General features: G+C 64.9%; 25 protein-coding genes. 8 read left to right on the top strand and 17 right to left on the bottom strand.

The features are described 5' to 3' along the window. The 6 genes from SK571_RS42435 to SK571_RS42410 form a co-directional block, all read right to left on the bottom strand. Positions 1-1,388 (bottom strand): DUF3631 domain-containing protein (locus SK571_RS42435; RefSeq protein ID WP_319989762.1); only part of this gene is annotated, 1,388 nt, incomplete at its 3' end. A 40-nt stretch (positions 1,389-1,428) separates the two neighbouring features. Further along, entirely contained in the window at positions 1,429-1,941 is a 513-nt protein-coding gene (locus SK571_RS42430; protein ID WP_319989761.1) for a DUF2742 domain-containing protein, read from the bottom strand. A 288-nt stretch (positions 1,942-2,229) separates the two neighbouring features. Further along, positions 2,230-4,434 carry a cell division protein FtsK gene (locus tag SK571_RS42425; protein ID WP_319989760.1) on the bottom strand — a complete coding sequence of 735 codons (2,205 nt, stop codon included), beginning with the start codon at positions 4,432-4,434 and terminating at the stop codon, positions 2,230-2,232. Further along, positions 4,431-5,252, bottom strand: a complete 822-nt coding sequence (locus SK571_RS42420) for an ABC transporter permease (protein ID WP_319989759.1) — start codon at positions 5,250-5,252, stop codon at positions 4,431-4,433. Before SK571_RS42420 ends, SK571_RS42425 begins: the two co-directional genes overlap by 4 nt. Beyond that, positions 5,249-5,521 carry a hypothetical protein gene (locus tag SK571_RS42415; RefSeq protein ID WP_319989758.1) on the bottom strand — a complete coding sequence of 91 codons (273 nt, stop codon included), beginning with the start codon at positions 5,519-5,521 and terminating at the stop codon, positions 5,249-5,251. Before SK571_RS42415 ends, SK571_RS42420 begins: the two co-directional genes overlap by 4 nt. 192 nt (positions 5,522-5,713) lie before the next feature. Then, positions 5,714-6,070, bottom strand: a complete 357-nt coding sequence (locus SK571_RS42410) for a hypothetical protein (RefSeq protein WP_319989757.1) — start codon at positions 6,068-6,070, stop codon at positions 5,714-5,716. Between the two features lie 150 nt (positions 6,071-6,220). Here SK571_RS42410 and SK571_RS42405 point away from each other — a divergent pair, with 150 nt between their 5' ends. After that, complete coding sequence (locus SK571_RS42405; RefSeq protein WP_319989756.1) at positions 6,221-6,568, top strand: helix-turn-helix domain-containing protein; 348 nt, start codon at positions 6,221-6,223, stop codon at positions 6,566-6,568. A gap of 17 nt (positions 6,569-6,585) precedes the next feature. Here the strand turns inward: SK571_RS42405 and SK571_RS42400 are convergent, their stop codons facing one another. Next, positions 6,586-6,786, bottom strand: a complete 201-nt coding sequence (locus SK571_RS42400; RefSeq protein WP_189160110.1) for a hypothetical protein — start codon at positions 6,784-6,786, stop codon at positions 6,586-6,588. A gap of 183 nt (positions 6,787-6,969) precedes the next feature. Here SK571_RS42400 and SK571_RS42395 point away from each other — a divergent pair, with 183 nt between their 5' ends. Continuing rightward, entirely contained in the window at positions 6,970-7,755 is a 786-nt protein-coding gene (locus SK571_RS42395) for an aminotransferase class IV family protein (protein ID WP_319989755.1), read from the top strand. A gap of 55 nt (positions 7,756-7,810) precedes the next feature. Next, entirely contained in the window at positions 7,811-8,749 is a 939-nt protein-coding gene (locus SK571_RS42390; RefSeq protein ID WP_319989754.1) for an SUMF1/EgtB/PvdO family nonheme iron enzyme, read from the top strand. Here the strand turns inward: SK571_RS42390 and SK571_RS42385 are convergent, their stop codons facing one another. The 7 genes from SK571_RS42385 to SK571_RS42355 form a co-directional block, all read right to left on the bottom strand. After that, positions 8,750-9,583, bottom strand: a complete 834-nt coding sequence (locus tag SK571_RS42385) for a helix-turn-helix domain-containing protein (RefSeq protein WP_319989753.1) — start codon at positions 9,581-9,583, stop codon at positions 8,750-8,752. 6 nt (positions 9,584-9,589) lie between these two features. Next, entirely contained in the window at positions 9,590-10,237 is a 648-nt protein-coding gene (locus SK571_RS42380) for a hypothetical protein (RefSeq protein ID WP_319989752.1), read from the bottom strand. Continuing rightward, the gene (locus tag SK571_RS42375; RefSeq protein WP_319989751.1) at positions 10,234-10,593 is read right to left on the bottom strand and encodes a hypothetical protein; all 360 of its coding nucleotides are present in this window, start codon (positions 10,591-10,593) and stop codon (positions 10,234-10,236) included. Before SK571_RS42375 ends, SK571_RS42380 begins: the two co-directional genes overlap by 4 nt. A 107-nt stretch (positions 10,594-10,700) precedes the next feature. Then, entirely contained in the window at positions 10,701-11,933 is a 1,233-nt protein-coding gene (locus SK571_RS42370; protein ID WP_319989750.1) for a helix-turn-helix domain-containing protein, read from the bottom strand. A gap of 246 nt (positions 11,934-12,179) precedes the next feature. Continuing rightward, entirely contained in the window at positions 12,180-12,860 is a 681-nt protein-coding gene (locus SK571_RS42365; RefSeq protein ID WP_319989749.1) for an MAE_28990/MAE_18760 family HEPN-like nuclease, read from the bottom strand. Further along, a complete protein-coding gene (locus SK571_RS42360) occupies positions 12,857-13,999 on the bottom strand; it encodes a DUF262 domain-containing protein (protein WP_319989748.1) in 1,143 nt (380 codons plus the stop codon). Before SK571_RS42360 ends, SK571_RS42365 begins: the two co-directional genes overlap by 4 nt. Then, complete coding sequence (locus tag SK571_RS42355; RefSeq protein ID WP_319989747.1) at positions 13,999-15,342, bottom strand: hypothetical protein; 1,344 nt, start codon at positions 15,340-15,342, stop codon at positions 13,999-14,001. Before SK571_RS42355 ends, SK571_RS42360 begins: the two co-directional genes overlap by 1 nt. Before the next feature lie 514 nt (positions 15,343-15,856). Between SK571_RS42355 and SK571_RS42350 the strand changes: the two genes are divergently transcribed. Continuing rightward, complete coding sequence (locus SK571_RS42350; RefSeq protein ID WP_319989746.1) at positions 15,857-16,534, top strand: protein phosphatase 2C domain-containing protein; 678 nt, start codon at positions 15,857-15,859, stop codon at positions 16,532-16,534. A gap of 15 nt (positions 16,535-16,549) precedes the next feature. Here the strand turns inward: SK571_RS42350 and SK571_RS42345 are convergent, their stop codons facing one another. After that, a complete protein-coding gene (locus SK571_RS42345) occupies positions 16,550-16,903 on the bottom strand; it encodes a winged helix-turn-helix transcriptional regulator (RefSeq protein ID WP_319989745.1) in 354 nt (117 codons plus the stop codon). Between the two features lie 83 nt (positions 16,904-16,986). On the opposite strand from SK571_RS42345, the gene SK571_RS42340 reads away from it, so the two are divergent. The 3 genes from SK571_RS42340 to SK571_RS42330 all read left to right on the top strand — a co-directional run bounded on the left by SK571_RS42340 (position 16,987) and on the right by SK571_RS42330 (position 19,044). After that, positions 16,987-17,805, top strand: coding sequence for an NAD(P)-dependent oxidoreductase (locus SK571_RS42340; RefSeq protein WP_319989744.1), 819 nt, complete (start codon positions 16,987-16,989; stop codon positions 17,803-17,805). Further along, positions 17,802-18,536, top strand: a complete 735-nt coding sequence (locus SK571_RS42335) for an SDR family NAD(P)-dependent oxidoreductase (protein ID WP_319989743.1) — start codon at positions 17,802-17,804, stop codon at positions 18,534-18,536. The genes SK571_RS42340 and SK571_RS42335 overlap by 4 nt, the downstream gene beginning before the upstream one ends. 82 nt (positions 18,537-18,618) lie before the next feature. Continuing rightward, positions 18,619-19,044: a carboxymuconolactone decarboxylase family protein gene (locus SK571_RS42330; RefSeq protein ID WP_319989742.1), complete on the top strand. Its 426-nt coding sequence runs from the start codon at positions 18,619-18,621 to the stop codon at positions 19,042-19,044. A gap of 112 nt (positions 19,045-19,156) precedes the next feature. Here the strand turns inward: SK571_RS42330 and SK571_RS42325 are convergent, their stop codons facing one another. Together SK571_RS42325 and SK571_RS42320 are read right to left on the bottom strand one after the other, a co-directional pair. After that, positions 19,157-19,366, bottom strand: coding sequence for a hypothetical protein (locus tag SK571_RS42325; protein WP_319989741.1), 210 nt, complete (start codon positions 19,364-19,366; stop codon positions 19,157-19,159). Between the two features lie 141 nt (positions 19,367-19,507). After that, complete coding sequence (locus tag SK571_RS42320) at positions 19,508-20,326, bottom strand: GNAT family N-acetyltransferase (RefSeq protein WP_319989740.1); 819 nt, start codon at positions 20,324-20,326, stop codon at positions 19,508-19,510. 30 nt (positions 20,327-20,356) lie between these two features. Between SK571_RS42320 and SK571_RS42315 the strand changes: the two genes are divergently transcribed. Next, positions 20,357-21,109: a PhzF family phenazine biosynthesis protein gene (locus SK571_RS42315; protein WP_319989739.1), complete on the top strand. Its 753-nt coding sequence runs from the start codon at positions 20,357-20,359 to the stop codon at positions 21,107-21,109. Positions 21,110-21,212 lie beyond the last annotated feature (103 nt).

Genomic DNA, 21,212 nt, shown 5'->3' with positions numbered 1-21,212 from the left:
ACAGGCGGCAGGTAGCGCCGCCACGCGTCGGCGAGCCCGGTTTGGGCCTGGGCTCCGTTGGTGGTGAAGGTGACGTAGCCGCGGCCCGCTTTCTCGCCGGGATTGAGCGGCTCGAACACGACCGGCTTGACGTCGTAGCGCTTGAGTTCGCGGGCAAGTCCTTGCGGGTTCAGGGCTTTCCCGTCACCCATGTCGGACCACTGGGCCTCTTCGAGAGCGTGCAGCGCGCTCAGGATGTCGGCCGTGCGCATCCGATCCGTGCCCTGCGCCGTGAAGAGGTCGCGCAGAGCGGCCAGGAGCTGCACCCCGGTGGACTCCTCCTGACTCGTGGCGGTGTCGATGACGAAGTGCGTGCAAGCCGCGCGAGTCCTGGCCGGCCAGTCACCGCCTGCGGCCTCGGCGAGCGCGAGCAACGGACGCCAGATCTCGGCCGCGCGGTTGCGGACTCCTTCAGGACGTTCAGGCCGGGCCGTCGCCACCTGGTCGGCAACCACACCAGCCCATGCCGCGAGTTCGGCCCGCAACGGCGCGGCTTCGAGTTCGACATCCTCTTCCAAGAACTCCTCGGGGTCGTCGCCGTAGGCGGCCTTCCTCATGTGGATGGTGACGGCACGGCTGGTGATCGTGGCGGGCATGTGTCCTGCGATCCCCGCGAGTGCCACGGGCGCGTACACAGGGAAGCGCTGAACGTTCATGGACTTCGCGTCGCCGACGCAGCGAGCGATCGTCGCGGACCGCTTGTATCCGGCGTTGAGAAGTCCGCGTAGGTCCTCGTTGTTGCCTCCGCGAGTGCTGAAGACCGCGTCGATCTCGTCGAACATCAACGTGACCGGGCCGTCCAGCAGCAGACGGAAGATGGCTGCCGTGGTCATGGAGATGGTCATCTCCGGCTTGTGCACGAGGTACTGCCCGATCTCCAGCACGCGGGTCTTGCCGCTGCCGGGTTCGGCGGACGACAGGATCAGCCGCGGCGTGACGTACAGCCGGTCCGCCAGGTGGGTGTGGGCGTACCAGAGCGCCACGACCGGGGCACAGTGCTCGTTGGGGAACCGCAGGAACCGGTTCAGGAACGCCGTCACCGCGTCCAGCAGCTCGTAGCCTGGCCGTGACACCACGCCGGGTGGAGCGCCGAGCCACGACGCGACCGGGGTCACCGGCGCTGCCTCGGGCTGGTTCTCGTCGGGCGACTGGCCACCGTCGTGAGGGCTCGACTCCGCGAGGGATGCCAACCAACTGGTCTGGCAGGGCTCGTCGCAGAAGTCGTCGGACACGGACCCGGTGAGCGGCTTGCCGCACGTGTGGCAGGTCATCACGGCCGCCGGGGCACTGGTCGCGGCGTCGCCGATCACGTTGTCGATGTCCGCCAGGGTGTCGATGAAGGCGCTCACGCGATGTCCCTCCTCTTGATCTCGTGGTTGTGCGGTTCGTTCATGCGGCCCGCTTGCGTGTGGCGGGGTGGTCGGCGAGTCCCCACGACCGGAAGGCGCGGCGGCGGATCTCGTCGGCGGTCAGGGGTGGCGTCGCATAGGTCATGCGTCGAGCCGCGAGCGTGCAGAACGGCAGGTGCTGGTTCAGTGCGCCTGCGGTGGACATCGCGGCCGACAAGGAAGCGGCCGTCTCCTTCAACAGTGCCTGTTCCTCTTGGTGCTGCGCCGCGAGCTCACGCGCGAAGCGGGCTGCGATTGCATGCGGTGTGGACTCATCGAGGTGCGCGAGCGCTGCGTGAAGGACAGCCGCGAGTTTGCGCGGATCGTCGTCGTTGAGCGCTTGCCACCTCGTGCTGCCTGCCAGCGGCATGGAGTCGCCCGGACGCATGGCAGCCCAGGCCGGCCGGAGCATCGGCTCACACCACGTGCGGACGGCGGACGGGTCTCGCAGCGGTCGGCGGTTGAATGCCTGGACGTCGCTGGGATCGGTGAGGAACGTGCGGCGGCTGGTCATGTCGTCGCATCTCCAAGTTGCTCTGAGTAACAGTGAGTGGGCGTGCGAAGACAGCGCGGACACCACGAACAAGCCCGCGCTGGAGGCTGAGGAGCGATCAACAGGCCGGGTTAGGTCACGGAGCCTGGGTTAGGTTTCTAACTGACTGGGTTAGAGGGGATGGAACCGTCGCTGAGCTGCGGTGAGTTAGCTGGTTAGCCGGGTTAGGTCGGGCGCTGCGAAGCCTGGCCAGCAGCGTTCGGAGCGGGTCTGCGCCGCAGCCCGCGACCTAACCCGGCGTACCTCGGGCTAGCTCTCGTCGTCCAGGTCGGACGTCGCCTGACGCGCAAGCGCATCACGGACGGTGACAGGATCGACGGGGTAGGTGTTCTTCGTGGACGGCACCTTCACGCCGAGTTCGGCGAGTTGATCGCGCAGCGCCTTGCCGGTGAGTGACCGGTAGGGCGTCCACCGTGGCGCGTGCTGCGCCAGGAGCGCGGGCAGGTCGGCGACCCTGATGGGCTCCTCTCCCATCACCGCGTCTAGGTCTTCGAGCAGGTTGCGGCTGACTTCGACCGCCGGGGCTGCCACGGCGGTACCGGGCAGACCTCGTCCAGCAGCCTCGATCGCGGCGAGCGATCGCGTGATGATCGGTGTGACCTGGTCGTTGTTGCGGGAGACGTCCAGGAAGTAGACCTGGACGATCTCCGAGCGTTCGCCGCTGAAGCCCTTGACCACAGCGGTTCCCTTGTCAGTGCCGGGAATCAGCTCTGTCGCACGGTGACCGGCCGCGTAGGCACCCTGACCGAGTAGGGCGTCGTTGGCGACGTGGTCACCGACGGCGAACGCGATGCCGTTGGAGCAGTTGCGGGTAACGTCGCGCGGCATGCTGTCCTTCGTCGGTGCCTGCGTCGACAGGAACAGGTGGATGGCTCGCTTGCGGCCGAGCCTGACGATGTCCACCAGCAGTTGGGAGATCTCCGCTCCGTAGGTGGCGTGCTGGATCGCCACGTGCGCCTCCTCCAGCAGCGCGACGATCGGGTGCAGGCCAACTCCGGCACTGGCCAGTTTGCGAGTCACCGCAGGCTCTTCGTGCTTGATGAGCAGTTCACCGCGGCTCTGCACCTCTTCGTGCAGCTCTCGCAGGTGCTCCAGGATCTCCGCGATCTTCTCGTCCTCGGCGCCCATGACGTAGCGCGAGCACCGCGGCTTGAACGCCTCGAAGTCGAAGTTCGCGTCCGGAACCCAGATCCGGAGTTCGGCGGTCGGGTCCAGGGCAGCGCCCGCCATGACGCACCGGGCCGCCGATGACTTGCCCTGGCCTGGCATGCCGCCGCCGATGGTGTTGCGTTCCAGCACCGGGCACGTGATCGGCTCACCGCGCAGCGTCCGTCCGAACGGGACACCCTTGAAGATGTCCACGCTTCCTTCGTGCAGCAACGGATACGCGCCTGCTCCTTCCGCAAGCGCACCCTTGTCCGCCACCCACAGGTCGAGGATTCCGGCTTCGCTGCCGGTGGTCGGCCACACCTCTTTGGACAGCCGGTGCAGACCAGTAGCCAGGTCACCACGTCGGCGAGCGATCTTCTCGGCGGTCACGCCAGCCGGGAGCCGGAGCACCGCGTGGGTACCGCGTCCGTCCTTTCGTGCGGTGGTGATGTACTGCAACGGCAAACCCTGCTTGATGTACGCAGTGATCTGCGGAATCCGTAGCGCCTCCAACGCACGTGCGATCGTCGTCTCGTCGATCGTGACGTCCGCGTCAGCATCCGCCGCAGTGGCCAGCCAGCCCGGAGCCCTGCCCAGACGACGGCCCTCACGCCACGCTCCGAGCACGATCAGCGCAGGCAGGGAGACCACGAACGGCGTCCAGACGACCGTAACGGCGGTGATGATCCAGCCGATCGCGTCCAGGACTCCTTCCCACACCGCGAGGAACCTGCCGGTGTCGGTGACCTGGACGAGCGTCGAGATAACCAGCAGCACCACCAGGAGAGCCGCGACCGATCCCGCTGTGACCCTGGCGAGTCCAGCGGCCATGCCAGGCAGGTCCATCAGCCGACGATGACGACGTTCCTGCGCGAGCTCCTTGCGCTCGGTCCAGTCCTGCAGCGCTTCCTGGTCGCCCATCGCTTCAGCGGCCTTGATCTGACGGCGGTACACGCCGAACGTGCCCGCGTCCCAGAGCCGCCGTGCCCAGGACTCGAAGCCCTGGACGACGTACAGGGAGCTGCTGAGCACGGTCCGGGTGGCCTTGACGGTGGGCTCGTGCTGACGAACCACCTGCACAGTGCGCGCGACCGTTGCGCGAGCGTGCCGAACCCGTGCGATGCCTCCGTTCCGCTCGATGCGGCGGTCGAGCGCTGCGTTCTCCTCGTCGGTGAGAAGAACGCCCTCCACCACATGCTGCGGCTCGAGTTCCGTGCTGAGGGAGGCCGAGGCCCGACGGGCGCTCAGGTCGTAGACGGTCGCGCCCGCGCTGTTGTCGGTGCGGTCGGGCTGCGTGCTGCTCATCGAACCTCCTCCGGTTCCGGGGTGTCAGTCATCAGGTGGACCAGTGCCGCGCCGAACCCGAGGACGATCACGGGCAGGCAGGACACGACGGTGGTGATCTGCCACGGGGCAACGGTCATGCCCGCGGCCTTCATCAGGTGGTAGGCGACCTGGCCGCCAGCACCGAGCACGAGCGCGCCGAGCGCGGACCACTTGGCGAACGAGCGCGCCTTGTCGGACCGGGTGCGACCGGACAGCCACACCTGCAACGCGAGCGCGGCGTAGGCCTCCATGCCGAGCGGGAGCGTGATCGCGGAGTTGATCGTCCAGTTGTCCGCGATGCCGGGAAGCGGGGTGATCTCGCCGAAACCGGTGAGCTTGCCCAACTCGACCCAGCCACCCCAGATCGCGACGAACGCACCAAGCGCGATCAGGACAATCGGCCACCGCCGTACCTGCGAGCGGGTCCGCGTCGGGCCTGACTCCGGGGCCGTCACCGGTGCGTCCACGGCACCGGTGACCTGCGGTTCCACGGGCTCCGCTTCGTCGGAAGCCTGGTCCTGTGCGGGGAGGTGACGTGCGATCGCGTGCTCGGGCGGTGCCACCGGTTCGGGTTCGTCGGGCAGTGCGGGAACGGGCTGCAACCGGCGTTGGCTCGTCTCGGTGCGATCGTTCTCGCTGATGTAGCCAAGCGCGACGAGCGCGGCACGCGCCTTCTTCGCACCGACGTTGAACGTGCCGGCCACGCCGCGGATGGACGGCTTCTCCCCAGACTCCTCTGCCAGTGAGCGCACTCGCGGGATCAGGTCCTCCAAGCGCGTGGGGTAGGCGCTGGTCATCGGCTGACTCCCTTCAAGCGAACGCGAGCGGTTGAGAGCGCAGCGCCTCGGACGGCGATGCGAGGGACGTAGATGAGTGCGAACGCAGCCAGCAGCGCGGGAATCCCGAACGCCAGGACTTGCGCCACGGGTTCGTCCGGCAGGCCGGTGATCACGGCCCACTGCGCGGACGCGATGCCGAGCGTGGTGATCAGCAGCTTCCACAGCAGCACCGCGCACACGAACGCGACGCTGGAACCCAGCAGCAGCAACAACATCGGCTCGTCCATCAGAGCACCGCACCCTTCGAGCGTGCGGACTCGCGCAGGGCCAGCTGGTCGTGGGTGTTCTCGGAGCCCGAGATCCGGGCGTTGATCATGGTGGACACTGGATGTGCCTCTTCCGGTTGCAAGATCGGACAGTGGGTGTGAGAACCCGGACCGGCGGTGACTTCTTGGCGGGAGTCCGCCGGTCCGGGGCGATCAGGCGGCTTCGGTTCCGCGGCTGCGGTGAACGATCTGGCCCCGCAGCTCCTTGCGCCGAGCGCGACGACTCTTCGGCTTCTTGGCGTGTTCGGGTATCGGCGTCGTGGCCACGGGAACGGCGCGAATCGGCGTCGTCGCCTCCTGCGCGGCCTGCGACAGGGAAACGCCGTACTTCGGCGAGATCCCCGCTGCGGCACGCGCCAACATCCGGGCGTTCCGTCGCGCAACCGCAGAGCCGTCCGTCAGCGCCTCGGTCGGCGCGAACGGCGATGCGATCTCGGCGGACAAGCTTGCAACGATGCTGGTGAGAGCCTCGGCGGTGATGCCGTCGGGGTAGTTGCTGAAGGCGTTCATGGGGTTCCTTTCGGAGGCGATGTGCCGACGCTAGCGCTAGAACTAGCGCTAGAACAAGCGATCCCGAAGGCGAGACGAGTTAGGGACGTGCGGCTTTGAGGTGTGCTGCGCTAGAATTTGCGCTGGTACTGGCGCTAGATGGGGGTTCGCGTGTCGAAGGATTGGCAGGCCGTAGCCGACGCGATTAACACCCGAATGGAGCAACTCGGGCTGTCTCAGAAGGAGCTGTCAGAGCGCTCGAAGGTGAGTCCGGCGACGCTCCGTCTCATGCAGCAGGGCGCGAACGCTTCGCGATCAGCGACAACGCTTGCCGCTGTGTCCACGGCGCTCGGGTGGAAAGCTGATCATCTTGGCGACGTTGCGGCCGGTCGACCGGCCTCGGGCGACGTGGAGCAAGACCTGCGCGACGAGGTTCAGGCGCTCCGGGGTGAGGTCGCGGAGTTGCGCGCCGGCCTCGAAGGCCTGACCGCGAAGGTCGCTCGCTTGTCGAAGAGCTGAGTCGCCGGCCCGAGGCATCAGGACAGTTCGCGGAAGAAGGCGACCACGCCGTCCAGGATGGCTCCGCCCCACGTTGCCAACTGGCGAGCGATGACCGCCGCGCCGGCCGGGTCCCGAATCACCAGGGCGAGCACGACCAGTGCCGCCAAGGTGAGTGCTACGCGCCGGCCGGTCCCGCCGTTGGTGGGAAGCGGCATCATCGTCTGTTTCCTGGCCATCTCGGTGCTCCGTTCTCAGTGGTGTTTCCGTTGTGCTCCAAGCTTGATGCGATCTGCGCCACACGAGAACTGCCCGAGTAGTACCTCAACACCGAACTTCCGCTGAACTTCCTGCACTGAACTTTCACCGAACTTCGGCGCGCTCACCTTTTGATCCCGCCAACGGGGTGGCAGCCTGGGGACATGGACCTGAATGGCGTCCCCGCCACCCTCGATCAGATGAAGGCGCTTGCCCTCACGAACTACGGGCACTTCACCTCAATGCTGGTGGAAAACGGCGCGGTGCGGGGACTGTCGTTGCACATGGATCGTCTGGTCCGCGACTGCCGACAGCTCTTCGACCAGGACCTCGACATCGAGCAGATCCGCGGCTACGTGCGGAAGGCGCTCGGTGAACACGCTGGTGGCCGGGTCGTCGTCCGAGTCACCGTCTTCGACCCCGCCTTGGACCTGGGCACCATCGGTCGCGACGCGCAGCCTCAGGTCCTCGTCACACACCGCCAGGCGGCGAGTGGATCTCCAGCACCGTGGCGGCTTCAGGCCACCGCCTACCAGCGGGACATGCCGTCGGTGAAGCACGTAGGCCTTTGGGGCACGATGCAGCGCCGCCGAGCTGCCCAAAAAGAGGGCTATGACGACGCCCTCTTCCTCAACCCGGACGGCACAATTTCCGAAATCGCTACGTCGAACATCGGTTTCGTTCGTGAGGGCCGCATCATTTGGCCACGATCGCCGTGGCTTGCGGGCGTCACGATGACTTTGCTCAACCAGGAATTGGACGAGCAGATTGTGACGGAACCGCTGACGCTGTCCGACCTGCCGAGCATGGACGCAGCCTTCGCGACCAACGCTGCGACCGGCGTTCGAGCCGTGTCAGCGGTCGACTCGACGGAGTGGGCGTCAGACGCACATGCCGTTCTGAAGGAGTTGAGGGAGCTGTATGCCGACATTCCGGCGGAACCGGTATAGGCAGCGCTTTCGGCCCGCTAGGCTCCCTTGGAGGGTCTCCAAGGGGGAGTGTGCAATGCCGACCGTGCAGCGCTGGACCGGCGTGGAAGTGCGCGCCCTACGCGATGCAATGCGCATGAGCCTTCGAGAGTTCGCAGCTCACCTCGGTGTGAGCGAGCGGATGGTCTCGAAGTGGGAGGCCGGCCGCGAGAACATCCAGCCGCGGCCCGTGAACCAGGCAGCGTTGGACACCTGTCTGAGCCGCAGTGACCCGGACACGCACGCGCGCTTCACCTTCCTGGTGGGCGACTCCGTCGTTCGGGCAGGGGAGAAGGACGTCCAGGTCGAGCCGATCGGTAGCGGCCAGGTCCACCACCCAACCGACGGCAGCGCGATGATCCTGATCGAGGGGAGCGTCTTCCTCGGCGGCCCGAGCAACACCCCCGCGTGGATCGCCAGCTACTACATCGACGTGTTCCCGGTGTCCAATGAGGACTACGCGCGGTTCGTTGCAGCGACTGGACATGAGCCGCCGTATCACTGGCCGGATGGTCAGTGCCCTCCCGAGATCCGGGACCACCCGGTGGTCTTCGTGACGTGGAACGACGCAAGCGCCTACGCGGCCTGGGCGGGGAAGTCCCTGCCGACCGGTCAGCAGTGGGAGAAGGCGGCCCGAGGAACGCGCGGCACGGTTTACCCGTGGGGCGACCAGCCGACGCCGGCCAAGTGCAACGTGCGTGAGAACGGCGTCGGGCTGACCACGCCGCGCGACTGCTACCAGAGCGGCGTAAGCCCGTACGGCGTCTACGACATGTGCGGCAACGTCTGGGAGTGGTGTTCCACCGAGACGAAGCCCGGTCGCCACGAACTCAAGGGCGGTGCCTGGACGAGCCCGTTCCTGCGAGCAACTCCGTCATCGTTCAACGACGCGAACGCAACGATGAAGGATGACGACACGGGCTTCAGGTGCGTCGTCGCTGCGGACGCGATGGAAGAGCTTCTCCGCGGCCGCTGATCACAGGTCCGCAGCAGCCTCGGCGATGAGTTCCAGCGACTCGTCGGGGCTGAGTGCGATCCTCTGGAGTTCCGCGAATCGTTGTGCGAGCTGCTCCACGAGCGCCTGGTCCTCGACGTACTCGCCCTTGATGGCCGTCTCCAGGTAAGCCACGTCGTTGTGTTGGCGATGGGGGAAGCCGAGCAAGGTGAACGGGCACCCCATCGCCGGATAAGCCCCGGCAACCACCGGTATGACCTGCACGGTCACCGTTGAGTGTTCGCTGATCTCCATGAGGTGCAGCAATTGCGCCTTCATGACCCGAGGCCCACCAACCAAGGGGCGCAGCACGGCTTCTGGAAAGACCGCCTCGACCATCGGCGGGTCCTTGTCGCTTAGTCGCGTCGCCCACGCTTCTCGAACCTTTGAGAGCTGCGCGATCCGTTCAGGGCTGCCTGCGGCATGTGCGTAGCTGCGGAGCTGTAGTCCGGTGGGAACGAGGTCAGTGGTGAATGCGCGCAACTCGGTCACCTCGAACACGAGACTCGCAAAGTCAGCTATCGGATCGAAGAGCGGTTCGGCGCTGCCTCCGCTCACTCGTGCGGTCTTCGCGTACTCCGCCCGCAGCACCAAGGCCTGCCACTCCGGCGTGGGCACGTTGTAGACGTAGCCGAGCGCCATGATGTCCAACGGCATCGAGGGCTGTACCGCGTTCTCCATCGTCGACAGCTTGGCGCTGCTGAAGCCGACACGGTGGCCGGCCTCGGCCAGGCTCAGCCCGCGCTCGTCTCGCCACCACGCCAACTGCCGCCCGATGGAACGCTCGAGCGTTGTGGCTCGGAAGTCCTTCGGCATCTTCGCTTACTTCACGTCCATTGGGTCGCGCAGCTCGTCGAACGGGACGAAGCTGCACCCGCGTAGTTCTCGGATCAACGCCACGGCGACCAGCCAGCGAATCTTGGGATTTCCGTAGTTGAGTTCGGAGGCCGCGATCGGAGTTGGAGCGAACATGCCTGGTCGGTAGAGCGTCCCCCGCACACCCACAACCGCGAAGCTTCTAACCCGGACGGCGACGGCCCCGCGCTGAAGGGCTGGGCACCGCTTCAGGGAGATCGCGACGCACCGCGCACAGATGGGCGGCTCCACCGAGGCCATGCCTTCAGGCCAGCGCGGCCAGTCTTCGCGGTGGTCGCGCAACAGCCACAGGACACCGTCCGGTGTCTGGTCAGCCGGTCCCGCGCACACCTGGCACAGCAGTTCGTTCATCGCACGCCGCTGCCGTGCCGGATGCACCCTGGCGAATTCTGGCTTGCCCTCCTTCGGGCGCTCGGCGACCTTCTGCCACAGGACGCCAAGCTGGTCACGGTCTCCGGGAAGTTCCTGCGCGTACCCGATTCCCAGGCCTCCAGGGCGAACGACCAGGCCGCATTTCAGGTCCTGCTCCGCGGTGGTCGCGGTGACATAGGGCGCGACGATGCGGTTGGACTGAGCGATATTCGTCCCGGTCATGGCGTCCAGAGCTTCGGTGCTTTACCGATGACCAGGGTCGGTGCGTGTCGGGTTCCGGGCTCTGGGAGCTCCAAGAGGCGGAAGACGACATCGGCGAGAGTCCCGCTTCGCTCCCACACGATCTCTGAGGGCTGTCCGGGATTGAGGCGGATGCGCAGGCCGAGCGCGTTGGTCTCATCGCGAACCCGGAGGCAGTCCCGCCAACCGGCTGGCCAGACCCTGGCCCCGTCGAGGACCGCATCGGGATCACCGGGGTCGTCGACCGGCAGGAAGATCCAGCCCGCCTCGCGGATGAGAACGAGGTACTGGAGGCTGGGAAAGAGCTTCACCGCCTCGGCGTCGGTGAGCGGGTTCATGCCCCGCCCACCGATGCGCCGCAAGCACTGATGATCAACCACATGCCTGGAACGTAGAACCGTTCCAACAGGCCAAGGGGTACGAGCTGTACCCCCACCTGATCAGGTCAAGCCGCGATGCCGACCCGCTCGCACAGGTCGAGGACGTCCTGGCGCAGTCCGGCCGGCGGCTTACTGCGCAGGTTGATCAGCATCTCCCGTGCGAAGCCGTTGTACTTGATCGTCTCGGGTGCCGTGCGCTCCGAATGGTTAAGCAGCGCCCACACCGCGTGCTGCTCCCCGCGCTGGACATGAGCACGGGCCACCTCAATCAGGTGCCGAGCCCGACGCGGCACCGAGACGATGGTCTCCGGCTCGATCTGGTCGGCCGCGCGCAGTGCCTCGGCGGGGCGTCGCAGCTCCACGCCAAGAGTCGTGGCGTGCGCGGCCATCACGGGACGGCTGAACGAGGACTGCGTGTGCCGATAGCCAAGCGGGAGTTCCTGCGCGATGCGGTCCGCGAGCTCCCACGCTTCCCAGGCTTCGCCGTGGCGGCCGCGGCGAGCGTGCACGTACGCGACCTCGACCTTCAGCGCACCCCACATGCCGCGCCATTCGTCGCCGCTGTCGAGGTACGGCTCAAGTTCGCGGGTACCGAACGCTGCCACGTCCAGCGCTTCATCCCAACGGCCGACGTCGCGCAGCGCCTGGACCTTTGCCCAAGCGCCTCCAGCGATTGCGAGGGGGTCGTCTGCTTCGAGCGCCTCGTTCATTGCCCGGTCTGCGACGAGCCACACCAGCTCCGCGGCTGGCTGGTATGCGCAGAAGAAGTCGGCGAGCCGGTACACGCCGGCTAGCACGCGACGGGCGTCACGACGTTCCTCACCGCGGATCACGCGTACCGCGCGCTGCGCGTCCCGGATGAGGCCGGGGAGCAGCAGTCCGAGTTGGGTGCGGTGGTCGGGGCTTGCGTGTCGCACTTGCCAGGCCTGGTCCAGGCGAACCGCGAGGTGCGCGACGTTTGGCGGTCGGGCATCGCTGGTCAGGTGGTAGTCGGTCAGCGCGGCCTGGACCGCAGCTAGCGCTACGTGCTTCTCACCTGCGAAGACGGAGACCGGCACGGCGTGGCCGTTGCCGGTGATCTCGGCTAGGTCCTGCACGCCTAGGGCGTAGGCGATGCGGAGGAGCATGGGCAGACGTGGTGCCTGCAGGCGGCCGTTCTCGACTGCCTTCACCCACTCCGCACTCCTGTCGACCAGGCCGCCGAGGACGGGGCGAGACATGCCTGCACGGTCTCGTGCCCACCTAATGCGCTGCCCGATCGTCGTATGCGCAGGATCGGGAAAACCCGAGGTCGCCATAGGTCCACCTCATCGCTGGATGTGTCCTCGCCGATGCTCCAGTTGCCAAGCCAGGGACGTGCATTCAGTGAGGATGTCAGGTTTCAGCGTAACGGCGACCGGACGTCTAGGTGCAGTCCAAGAGGTCGATCTTTTGAGCGCGGAGCCGCTAGGCCAACACTGTCTGCAGCGGGCAACCATGCTGCTTCCATGACAAGCTGATCCAGCAAGACCTTGCCGCTGTTCTGAGATTGGAGGCGAATGGAGCTATGTGGCACGGAACCACTCTTGGCGGATCGCGGCAGTGATCAGCCGAATCAGTTCGCCCATAAAGCTTTCGCATTTGGCGCGATGAGCATTGAAAACGCCGGGATCTATGCGTTCCTTGCGACTTCCGTGTGCTATGTCGTTCCTGGTCCTGCGCACGAACTCAAGGGAAGCGAAATAGCCGGTGCTGACTTCGGATTCTGGAATGCCAAGCCGATAGAGAGTTCGCTTGAGAACATCTTTCCCGAAGTTCATTTCCATTGACACGGCAGCTTCTGGATCAATGGACACAACAGTTTGACTGATGGATCGCAATTTCTCAACGAACTCAACTTGCTTCTTGGCGCGTCTGCTTAGACGCCCGTCGTCGTCTTCCTGATCGCCGGATCCACCTGTGCGCAAGGCTTCAAATTCTGCGGTACACGCTGATGCAAACAAATTCGACTTGATCTCGTGGGCCTGCAGACTGCGGGCATTAACGGCGTCTACGTAGTATGAAAAAGCGATCTGGGCGAACCCTTCAAGATGCGCATACTGCATGACAAGAATGGCCCGCATCGCTGATACCGGCCACTCCGAGGTTTCCTGGCTGCCCAAAAGTTCGTTGCGCAAATGTCTGAGTTCGTCGATGCGCCAGGCAAGGTCCTCTTCGAGTCGTTCGCGCAGGTCGGTGACGTTCAAGCAAGCACCGCCTTGAACCTTTCCGCGAAGTACTCTACGCGGAACCGCAGCGGGTTTCGGTAGTTCTTGCCGCCGCCGCCGTGTTTCAAGAAATCGGGGTCCCGTTTGCCTGATTGTACAATGGCGGCAAGATTGTCAATATGCTCCGGGTTTTCCGGATCGATCTGATCCAAGACCGCTTGAAGTCCGAGGGTCAGACCTTCATAGTGGTATACCGAGAATTGCCCGCGAGGTTCTCCGGCTTTGCCTAGTGCGCCAAAGATTTTCGGGCCAGTGTCCAATTTGTCGGCGATCAATCTAAAGATCTTGAATGTCTTGGTGAAGACGTGGCGCTCGGTTTGCTCATCAAAGTCTATCAAAATATCCGGATCGGATACTTTCTCCATATAGTCGGTGAGAAAGTCTGCAACGTCATGCTGGTAGGAATCGAAATCGTTCTTGAGCGCAAGAAATCGAAGAACCAGCTCTTGGTCAAACTTCTTGTTTCGAGCATTGTCGGAGATGATGCTTGTGAGGTATGTGAAGTCGGGATTCTCGCTTAGCTCTACAATGAATAGGTTAAAGTCGTTTGATAGGAGGCGGATCGTTGCGTTTCGAACCTCCTGCTCCGATAGTCTTTCGCCGCCAGTGTTAAGTCGCTTGAACATGTAGTAACGGAGTCGCGGGTCGCTTTCCTTGCGAAGGATCTCGGCGCGGATGTAGCTTCTCTTGAGTTTGATCGCCAGCGATCGAGGCAGGTCGGCGTGCGCGTAGCCATTCAGCTCGGGCACGATATCGCAGTCGCTAAGAATCAATGGTTCCAGCAGCTCGCCATCCTTCTCGAGCTGTCCTCGAAAGTGTAGGAACGACGAGATCCTTTGCAGACCATCGATGAGTTCGTAGATCCGATCATCCCGCTCAATCAAGAAAATGGGTGGGACGGGGAGTTCCAGCAGGAGGGACTCAATAAATCGAGACTGGGCTCCCTCTGGCCAGCGAAATAGCCGCTGGAACTCAGGTCGGATTACTAGTTCGCCAGTCGAGTGCATGTCTGCAAGTTCGTTGAATGAAAAGTCGAGGCTGTTTGTGCGAACCGCAGTGATCTTGTTGTCTAGGGCCTGGATTACGTGCTCATCAGGAGTGCTCGCAATATCTGCCATCAGACTTCCTTCCGTAGGGTCAGCACCGTCTCGGAAACTTTTCCCTTCGGGTACGTGCGAGCCTGTGCGTGAATGCTGGTCAGACTTCGGACCACTTCGAACTGCTCTCGTGAGCTGAAGCTCCAGCCGCGACTTTTGGCTTCTTCTTCGCAAATATCGGCTAGTCGGATAGGGATTTCTTTATAATATGAGTCCTGTACGACCATGATCAGAACCGCGCCTGGCTTGGATACCCGAGTGATCTCATCAAAGCTAGCAACCAAGTCATCCAGATATTGCCTGGCTTGCTTTAGGTAGTAACCCGATGAAGCTTTGCTTCCGTGGCCCGCAATCTGGCGCACGAGATCGTCAGCCAGAGGGCAGTACAACGTGTTAGACGACGTGCCGGTTGGCCTTCGAATTAGTGTTGTTCCCATCAGGCCGGATCTGAGCGTCCTGTCGGCAGCGATATCAATACCGCAGATGGCGAGCTCTCGCGCGTATGCAACCGCGTAGTCAATTCGCGTTAGGTATGGCGGTGATGTCAACGTGACGTCGACAGAGCAATCAGCAATCGGCAAGTTTGTTGAGGAGCCCGTCAGGAGCGCGACTGGTGCCTTCGGTGCAGAATTTCCCTGCAGCCTGTCCAGAAGTTGCCGTTGATCGTCAAGTAGCAGCTTGTCGAATTCGCTGTGAGGGAGATCGACCAACATGTCGATCTCGGATGCTCTGCGGACCCAAGTCGGATTGCTGCCCTCGAAATCCTTTGTTAGTCGCCGTACGACCCTGAACAGGGCAACGATGCCCAATGTCGAGACGTCGCGTCGTTGGCGAGTAAAAGAGTCGGTCCATTCACGTACCCTCGTGACGAGCGACGGGCTGAGCCAGTGAGAGAGTGGATCGGCAGCAACTGATGCGGAACGCTTCCGCGCACGTGGTGGATTAGTTATCCGCGTACTTGAAGCGACCTGTGCCCGGAGGTGTGCAACCACGTTGGCGATGGGGTTGAGGTCCAGGCCGACAGAGGGAACTCCGAGCGACTGAGCCGCCAGCGTAGTAGTGCCGCTGCCGTTCCAGGGATCTAGAACCACTGTCGACTCACCACCCAGATGCGGAGTGAGGTGACTTACAGCCCAGTCGAATGAGAAGCCAGCGTAATACGGGAAGACGTCAGCGAGACCTGCGGTCTCGACCCGTGGGCGCTTAGGCGACAGCTTGCCCTGCGGAGTGATCTGGGTTGCTGTCGCGGCGAAGAGCTCGCCCTGGTCTTGGCCCCGACTGACAGAACGACCCGCCACCTCGCTCCCCGCTTCCTGATCTTGGCTCGGTATGCAGTAGCGATCACGATAGTCAAGATGCGCCACCGCTTGTTATGACGGCAGGGTGTCTCGCTGTTCGATTGCGCCGACCGGCCAGCACGGCAGCTAGAAAGGCCGCCCGACGTGCTGTTCCATCTACCCAAGGCCGTTGCCGGCTGGATGCGCGGGGGCAGCCCGTCAGCGCTGAACCGCCGGGGAACCTTCTCACGCGATGGGTTGATCAGCCGAGCGAGTGGGGCCAGACGAGGGTGCTGCAGCTACATGGGCACAAGGATCAGCGACGGTCCAGGGCTCTACTCGTGCGCTCAGACCACGACCGCTGGCCGTGTGTCGAGAAGAGCACCTGAGGCGGGGCGGCGCAGGTACTCTATGCCCAACGTGTGCCGAGGCGGCACGCCAAAGGTCAATCGTTGCAGGTAGAGGGGCTTCGAGGCGGTGGTCTGTAAATCCGTCGCGAAAGCTACAGAGGTTCGAATCCTCTACCCGCCACGCAAGACCGATGGGCCTCTGACCGGACAGGTCAGAGGCCCATCGTCGTATCGGACCGAGGGGGATCTCAGTGCGTGCGCAGATGGCGACAGAGGCCGGCGGAACGACGGCGCCGAGCGAGGACCGGGCGCTGGTCGGCCCGAACCTGCTCGCCGTGCTCGACGGCGTGACGGCGAAGCCCGAGACCGGGTGTGAGCACGGTGTCGGCTGGTTCGCCGACCAGCTCTCCGGGGAGATCCTGCGGTTCGCGCACCTCGAACCTGGTGTGGCGCTCGCGAAGGCCGTCGAACAGGCCGCTGAGCTGCACTCCGGCACCTGCGACCTCGATCATCCGGACTCGCCCAGCGTGGCGATCGCGATGGTGCAGACCAAGGACGACGTGCTGCGGTACCTGGTGCTCGGGGACGCGACTGTCGTGGTCGACACCAAGCGTGAGTTGCTCGTGGTGACTGACACGCAGACGAAGCGCACGGCCGGTGCGAAGGTCGCGGATGTTGAGCACGCGTTGACGGGTGAGGTGCCGTTGCAGGACGTGCGGCGCGTCGCGATCCTGTCCGACGGGGCCGCGCGGGCGGTCGACCTGTTCAATCTCTTCGAGTGGCGTCAGGCGCTCGAACTGATGGCGGCGAACGGGCCGGACGACCTCATCCGCAGAATGCGCGCGGTCGAAAAGGAAGACGCCAAGGCCGTCGAATGGCCGCGCAAGAAGATTTCCGACGACGCGACTGTCGTGTACCTCGACCGCTAGCCGGCGGCGTCCGGGTCAATGCCTGGGCGCCGGCTCCACGCCGCGGCGGCGGGCGATCGCCCGCATGTTCTCCTCGCCCCAGTTGCCCAGCGCGTCCAGCGCCTCGTTCAGCCGTGCTCCGAGCGGTGTCAGCGAGTACTCGACGCGCGGCGGGACCTCGTGGAACACCTCGCGGTGCACGATCTCGTCGGCCTCCATCTCGCGCAGCACCTGGATCAGCATCTTCTCGCTGATGCCGGACACGGACCTGCGCAGTTCGCCCGTGCGCACGGGGCCGTGGTGCAGTGCCCAGAGGATCAGGGCCTTCCAACGGCCGCCGATCACGTCGATCGCCGCGTCGAGGCCGCACGAATACTGTCGTGGCTTCATGCTGGATCCTTACCAAAAAGTGGGTACCTGACAAAATAGTAGGTACTTGTCGATCTGCCAGTGTCGGAACGAGCATTCACGGCATGGGGATCAAGAAAACCGTGAGCGTGCTCGGCCTCGGCCGGATGGGCAGCGCGCTGGCGAAGGCCCTGGTCGACCAGGGCTACGAGGTGACCGTGTGGAACCGCACGGCCAAGACACTGCCGAACACCAGAAGTGTTGCCACGCCGGAAGAGGCGTTCAAGAGCGACGTCGTCGTCACCTGCCTGTCCACGTACGACGTTCAACAACCGTTGCTCACCAACGAGATCAAGACGCTCGTCAACCTGACGTCCGGCACGCCGGAGCAGGCACGTGCCACCGCGCAGTGGGCGAAGACCAACGGCGTCGAGTACGTCGACGGCGTGATCATGGCTGTGCCGCAGCAGATCGGCACGCCGCAGGCGAAGATCTTCTTCAGCGGCGCCGAGAACCACCACGTGCTGCAAGCCTTCGGCGAGCCGGTGTACGTCGGCGAGGACGCGGGGCTCGCCGCGATCTACGACCTGGCCCTGCTCGGCATCATGTGGGCCACGTTCGGCGGCTACCTGCAGGCGATCGCGTTGCTGGGCACCGAGGGCATCAAGCCGGCCCAGTTCACGCCGATGGTCGCGGACTGGCTGAACGAGCTCGGCGTCATGCTGCCCGAGATGGGCGAGGAAACCCAGACCAGGCAGTACGAGACCGACGTGTCCGCGTTGGACATCAACGTGTCCGGACTGCGCATGCTCACCGAGGCCAACCGCGAGCAAGGCCTCGACACCACCATCCCGCAAGCCCTGCACGACCTGTTCGAACGCGCCCAGAGCAACGGCCACGGCGCGCACAGCATCGCCAGCGTCATCGAGGAGATCCGAAAGTGAAGTACCTGGGGAAGAAGGCCGTCGTCACGGGCGGCACGCACGGCATGGGCCGCGCGACGGTCGACAAGCTGATCGAGGGTGGCGCCGAGGTGCTGCTCACGGGACGCAGCACGGAGAAGGCCGAGGGCATCAAGGCCCACGCCGTCGCGTCGGACGCGGCGAACCTCGACGACATCGTCAAGCTCGGAACCGAAGTGCGGGAACGGTTGCAGGAGATCGACCTGCTCTTCATCAACGTCGGCTACTCGACGCTGACCCCGTTCCCCGACGCGACCGAGCGCGACTACGACCGCACGTTCGACATCAACACCAAGGGCGCGTTCTTCACCGCGCAGCAGCTGGCTCCGCTCATCAAGGAGGGCGGCGCGATCGTCTTCACGACCAGCGTCGCCACGGAGCAGGGCGCGGAGGGGCTGACCCTGTACGCGGCGGCCAAGGCTGCCGTGCGGTCCTTCGCACGGGGATTCGCCGCGGAACTCGCCCCGCGCGGGATCAGGGTCAACGTCGTCAGCCCCGGCTTCATCGACACCCCGTCCATGGGTGTCGTCGGTGCGTCGCCTGAGGTGTTGCAGGAGTTCAAGGACGTGGGCGACCGCATCACGCCGCTCAAGCGCCACGGCACGATGGACGAGGTTGCGGACGCGGTGCTGTACCTGGGGTTCGACGCCACCTTCACGACCGGTGCCGAACTCTCCGTCGACGGCGGACTGGGCCAGGGGATCAACGTCTAGAAAAATCTTCGGACGAACTGTCACACCTTCGTCACCCGCTGGGTCGAGAGAGCGGAAGACGACGAAGACAGGGAGAACGAAGATGAGGATCGCCAACCCGATCATGTCCGTGCCCGGCGCGATGAAGGCCCTGCTGGACCTGTCGGAGGCAGCCGGGAAGACGGGTCTGGACAAGGACTACGTCGAGTTGATCTGCCTGCGCGTCAGCATCATGAACGGCTGCGGCACGTGCATCGACTACCACACCAAGCTGCTGCGTGAGGCGAAGGTGGCGGACGAGAAGGTCTACGCCGTCGCGGGGTGGCGGGACGTGCCGTACTACACCGCCGCCGAGAAGGCGGGGTTCGCGCTCGCGGAGCAGATCACGCACGTGCACGTGAGCGACGACGTGTGGGACGAGGCGGCGAAGCACTACACCGAGGAGCAGCTCGCCGGTCTCGTGATCGCCATCGGCGCGATCAACCTGTGGAACCGCATGAACGTGGCCACGGCGCAGAAGGTGGCCTGAGAAAAGGTTGAAGCCGGCGCGCAAGAGCTTCCTCTCTCTTGCGTGCCGGCCTCAGCGCGGAGCCTACCCCATGTCGAACAGATGTTCGATCACCGGGCGATCAACACGCGGGTCAGATCGCGGCGAGTGCCGCCCGGCCGTCGTCGGTCAGTTCCGCGCAGACGCGGAGGCCGAAGCTCGTCGGCTGCGAAGGGCGCAGCAGTCCCGCGTGCACGAGATCGTGCGTCGCCATGCGGTCGCAACAGGGCAGCCCGTCGACGTACAGGTCGGGCTCCGTGCCGCCGGTCACCTCGGCACGTCCTGCGGCGACAGCCCGCAGCATCGCTCTCGCTCTACCGCTGAGTTCCATCTCGACCCCCCAGGTGTGGTGTCCGAATCCGCTATCCCCTTTGTCGAAATAGAGTCCGGATTCGTTCCACAAGTACGGGTTCGTTCGGGTTCTTCGCTTGTGTGAACGGGTAGATCATGTCTCACTAGGCCGATCGGGTTGCGCCGACACGCCGGAGGAAGAGCGCAGCGCGGGCCGGCGGACCCACAGCGTCCACCGTGGCCGGTAGCCCTGCGAGTACCAGAACGGCGTCGAGCGCGGGTTCGGCAACGCGTGGTGCAGCAGCGTCGATGCCACTCCGGCCGCGTCCAGGACCTCGTGCGCGTGAGCCGCGAGAGCACTGCCCGCGCCCGTGCCGCGCACATCCGGCCGCACGCCGAGATGACCGAGGTAGGCGAACGGCCGTGCCGACGCGTACTTCTCCATCCACCCCGCGTCCTGCGGCATGTCGACGTAGATCATGCCGACGGGCGTGTCGCCGTTGAGCGCCAGCCACATCGCCTCGTAGTCACGGCTGAGCACCTCGGCCAGCGCCGTGCGCAGGTGTTGGACGGTGTTGCGGCGCTCGGTCACCAGACCGAACTGGGCGTCGTACCGGACGGTGTGCAGGTTCAGTTCGACGGCGACGTCCAGGTCGGCGGCCGTGGCGGCGCGGATGCTCACACCGGACGGCCTCGGCGCGGGCGAACGGCCGGCGAGGCGTTCGGCCACCACCGTGAGCGGCGCGAATCCCCGGTCGATCAACGTCCGCGCGTCGCCCGTCTCGTGGCTGGGCAGCTGCACGATCGCCGCGGTGTCCGGGTCGTCCAGGCCGGTGAGTTGGGCGTCCCACTCGTCGAGCAACGCCGGCAGGTCCCAGCCCGGCTGCCAGGTCAGGCCGTGCGTGCGCAGGGGGCCCCAGGTCGGGAGCAGGGAGTCGGGGTCGTTCTCGCGGTAGGAGAAAATCTCGCTCACACCCCATCTGATCATGGCAGGGTCGGGCGGGTGGAGATCTACGTCGTGGACTCGTTCACCAGCACGCCCTTCGCGGGCAACCCCGCCGGAGTCGTGCTCCTCACCGAACCGCGCGACGACGCCTGGATGCAGCACGTCGCCGCCGAGATGAAGCACGCCGAAACGGCCTTCGTCACCCCGGACAACCACCTCCGCTGGTTCACGCCGGAGGTCGAGGTCGACCTCTGCGGGCACGCCACCCTCGCCACCGCGCACGTGCTGGGCAGAGAGCAGGCGTTCACCACGCGTAGTGGGGTGCTCACATGCGCAAATGACGATGGGTGGATCCGGATGGACTTCCCGGCGGACCCCCCAGAGTTGACTGACCCGCCAATCGGTCTAGCGGAAGCGCTGCCACATGCGACGATCAAGTCCGTGTCGCGCGGGCGGTTCGACTTCCTGATCGAGTTGGAAAGCGCGGCGGAGGTCCGCTCCTTGCGACCTGACGCCCAAGGACTGGCACAAATCCAGTCACGCGGAGTGATCGTGACGGCGGTCGGAGACGGCGACGCGGACATCGTCAGCCGGTGCTTCTACCCGGCCGTCGGCATCCCGGAGGACCCCGTCACCGGATCGGCCCACTGCACCCTTGCGTCCTATTGGGTGTCTCGGCTCCAGCGCGCTGACCTGCTGGCGGAGCAGGCGTCGCCGCGCGGAGGGTTCGTCAGGACGACCCTCGCCCAAGATCGCGTACTGCTCTCGGGGCAGGCCGTGACAGTGCTTCGAGGACAGCTGAGCGTGTAGTCACGTCTGGGTGAATCAAAGTCACTAGGGGTGCTCGACCTGCCATTTCGTCCCCCGAGCGGGGTACATTGGTGCCCCTGGAGGGGTCCTGATCGCGAAGTGC

Origin of the sequence: Lentzea kristufekii (assembly GCF_033949925.1) — a bacterium.
Lineage (GTDB): Bacteria > Actinomycetota > Actinomycetes > Mycobacteriales > Pseudonocardiaceae > Lentzea > Lentzea kristufekii.
This window is presented reverse-complemented; position numbering and strand designations above follow the sequence as displayed.

Coding starts and splice junctions, on each gene's coding strand:
- SK571_RS42370 (WP_319989750.1), bottom strand. CDS start 11,933: ATGGCGACCTCGGGTTTTCCCGATCCTGCGCATACGACGATCGGGCAG.
- SK571_RS42400 (WP_189160110.1), bottom strand. CDS start 6,786: ATGGCCAGGAAACAGACGATGATGCCGCTTCCCACCAACGGCGGGACC.
- SK571_RS42380 (WP_319989752.1), bottom strand. CDS start 10,237: ATGACCGGGACGAATATCGCTCAGTCCAACCGCATCGTCGCGCCCTAT.
- SK571_RS42345 (WP_319989745.1), bottom strand. CDS start 16,903: ATGAAGCCACGACAGTATTCGTGCGGCCTCGACGCGGCGATCGACGTG.
- SK571_RS42430 (WP_319989761.1), bottom strand. CDS start 1,941: ATGACCAGCCGCCGCACGTTCCTCACCGATCCCAGCGACGTCCAGGCA.
- SK571_RS42385 (WP_319989753.1), bottom strand. CDS start 9,583: ATGCCGAAGGACTTCCGAGCCACAACGCTCGAGCGTTCCATCGGGCGG.
- SK571_RS42395 (WP_319989755.1), top strand. CDS start 6,970: ATGGACCTGAATGGCGTCCCCGCCACCCTCGATCAGATGAAGGCGCTT.
- SK571_RS42390 (WP_319989754.1), top strand. CDS start 7,811: ATGCCGACCGTGCAGCGCTGGACCGGCGTGGAAGTGCGCGCCCTACGC.
- SK571_RS42325 (WP_319989741.1), bottom strand. CDS start 19,366: ATGCTGCGGGCTGTCGCCGCAGGACGTGCCGAGGTGACCGGCGGCACG.
- SK571_RS42420 (WP_319989759.1), bottom strand. CDS start 5,252: ATGACCAGCGCCTACCCCACGCGCTTGGAGGACCTGATCCCGCGAGTG.
- SK571_RS42330 (WP_319989742.1), top strand. CDS start 18,619: ATGAGGATCGCCAACCCGATCATGTCCGTGCCCGGCGCGATGAAGGCC.
- SK571_RS42415 (WP_319989758.1), bottom strand. CDS start 5,521: ATGGACGAGCCGATGTTGTTGCTGCTGCTGGGTTCCAGCGTCGCGTTC.
- SK571_RS42340 (WP_319989744.1), top strand. CDS start 16,987: ATGGGGATCAAGAAAACCGTGAGCGTGCTCGGCCTCGGCCGGATGGGC.
- SK571_RS42425 (WP_319989760.1), bottom strand. CDS start 4,434: ATGAGCAGCACGCAGCCCGACCGCACCGACAACAGCGCGGGCGCGACC.
- SK571_RS42410 (WP_319989757.1), bottom strand. CDS start 6,070: ATGAACGCCTTCAGCAACTACCCCGACGGCATCACCGCCGAGGCTCTC.
- SK571_RS42360 (WP_319989748.1), bottom strand. CDS start 13,999: ATGGCAGATATTGCGAGCACTCCTGATGAGCACGTAATCCAGGCCCTA.
- SK571_RS42375 (WP_319989751.1), bottom strand. CDS start 10,593: ATGAACCCGCTCACCGACGCCGAGGCGGTGAAGCTCTTTCCCAGCCTC.